Here is a 1,878-nt window from a genome sequence, read left to right as displayed (position 1 = left end):
TCAGTGATCCATGGCCTTGACGATTTCCTCGGTCATCTTCTTGGCGTCGCCGAGCAGCATCATGGTGCCGTCCTTGTAGAACAGCGTGTTGTCGATGCCGGCATAGCCGGAGCCGAGCGAGCGCTTGACGAACAGGCAGGTGCGCGCCTTGTCGACGTCGAGGATCGGCATACCGTAAATAGGTGAGCTCTTGTCATCCCGCGCGGACGGGTTGGTGACGTCGTTGGCGCCGATGACATAGGCGACGTCGGCCTGCGCGAATTCGGAATTGATGTCCTCGAGCTCGAACACTTCGTCGTAAGGCACGTTGGCTTCGGCCAAGAGCACGTTCATGTGGCCCGGCATGCGGCCGGCCACGGGGTGGATGGCGTATTTGACGTCGACGCCATTGGCCTTGAGCTTGTCGGCCATCTCGCGCAGCGCATGCTGCGCCTGGGCGACCGCCATGCCGTAGCCCGGCACGATGATGACCTTCTGCGCGTTCATCATCAGGTAGGCGGCGTCATCGGCCGAGCCCTGCTTGACCGTGCGCTCGATCCCATCATCAGCGCCCGCGGCTGCGGTCTCACCACCGAAGCCGCCGAGGATGACGGAGATGAAGGAGCGGTTCATGCCCTTGCACATGATGTAGGACAGGATGGCACCCGACGAGCCGACCAGGGCGCCGGTGATGATCAGCGCCAGATTGCCGAGCGTGAAGCCCAGAGCCGCGGCCGCCCAGCCGGAATAGGAATTCAGCATCGACACCACGACCGGCATGTCGGCGCCGCCGATGGGGATGATGAGCAGCACGCCCAGCACCAGCGATGCGGCAACGATGAGCCAGAAGACGAGCTTCGATTCGGTGGTGACCAAAAGCACGATCAGCACGACCAAGGCGATGCCAAGCGCGATGTTGATGAAATGGCGGCCGCCGATCATGATCGGCTTGCCGGACATACGCCCGTCAAGCTTCAGGAAGGCGATGACCGAGCCGGTGAAGGTGATGGCGCCGATGGCCACACCCAGGCTCATTTCGACCAGCGCCTGTGCGTGGATGTCGCCCGCCATGCCGATGCCGAAGCTTTCCGGCGCATAGATGGCGGCGGCAGCGACCATCACGGCGGCAAGGCCGACGAGCGAATGGAAGGCGGCGACCAGTTGCGGCATCGAGGTCATGGCGATGCGCCTGGCCGTGACGGCGCCGACGCCGCCGCCAATGGCAAGGCCGAGCACGATCAGGCCGAAACGGCCGGCCGATGGCGTGGCCAGCGCCAACGTGGTGGCGATGGCGATGCCCATGCCGATCATGCCGTAGAGATTGCCTTGCCGGCTGGTGGTCGGGTGCGACAGGCCGCGCAGCGCCAGGATGAACAGAATGCCGGAAACCAGATAGAGGAAGGAGGCGAGATTGACGGTCACGTCACTTGTCCTTCTTCTTGTACATTGCCAGCATGCGCTGGGTGACGAGGAAGCCGCCGAAGATGTTGACCGACACCAGCATCAGCGCGACGAAGCCGAAGCCCGCGGCGACGCCCGAGGCGGCGATGCCGACGGCAAGCAGCGCGCCGACGACGATGACCGAGGAGATGGCGTTGGTGACGGCCATCAGCGGCGTGTGCAGCGCAGGGGTCACCGACCAGACGACGTAATAGCCGACGAAGATCGCCAGCACGAAGATGGCCAGGCGGAAGACGAAGGGGTCGATGGCGCCGCCCGACAGCGCGTGCGCGGCGTCGCCCGCCGCCTCAGCGCCTCCGGGAGCATTTGCCAGGTTCTGCACCGCCAGCCGGACGGCGGCACTTGCCTGGTCGAGCTGGTCGAGGGCTTTCTGCAAGGTCTGATCCATCACGCGGTCCCTTTCGGCTTGGGCGAGGGCGACTTTGGCGAGGGCGACTT

General features: G+C 64.7%; 2 protein-coding genes. Both read right to left on the bottom strand.

The window, feature by feature from the left end; genetic code table 11:
• Entirely contained in the window at positions 1 to 1,401 is a 1,401-nt protein-coding gene (locus FJ428_RS30135) for an NAD(P)(+) transhydrogenase (Re/Si-specific) subunit beta (RefSeq protein WP_140880793.1), read from the bottom strand.
• 1 nt (position 1,402) lies between these two features.
• Positions 1,403 to 1,828, bottom strand: a complete 426-nt coding sequence (locus FJ428_RS30130) for an NAD(P) transhydrogenase subunit alpha (protein WP_140512858.1) — start codon at positions 1,826 to 1,828, stop codon at positions 1,403 to 1,405.
• Positions 1,829 to 1,878: the final 50 nt, after the last annotated feature.

This window comes from Mesorhizobium sp. B2-8-1, assembly GCF_006440955.1.
Lineage (GTDB): Bacteria > Pseudomonadota > Alphaproteobacteria > Rhizobiales > Rhizobiaceae > Mesorhizobium.
The sequence above is the reverse complement of the archived record's forward strand: the minus strand, read 5'-3'. Positions and strand labels throughout refer to the sequence as shown.

Bases quoted from the DNA above. Each gene is read 5' to 3' on its own strand.
- FJ428_RS30130 (WP_140512858.1), bottom strand. From the start codon at position 1,828: ATGGATCAGACCTTGCAGAAAGCCCTCGACCAGCTCGACCAGGCAAGT.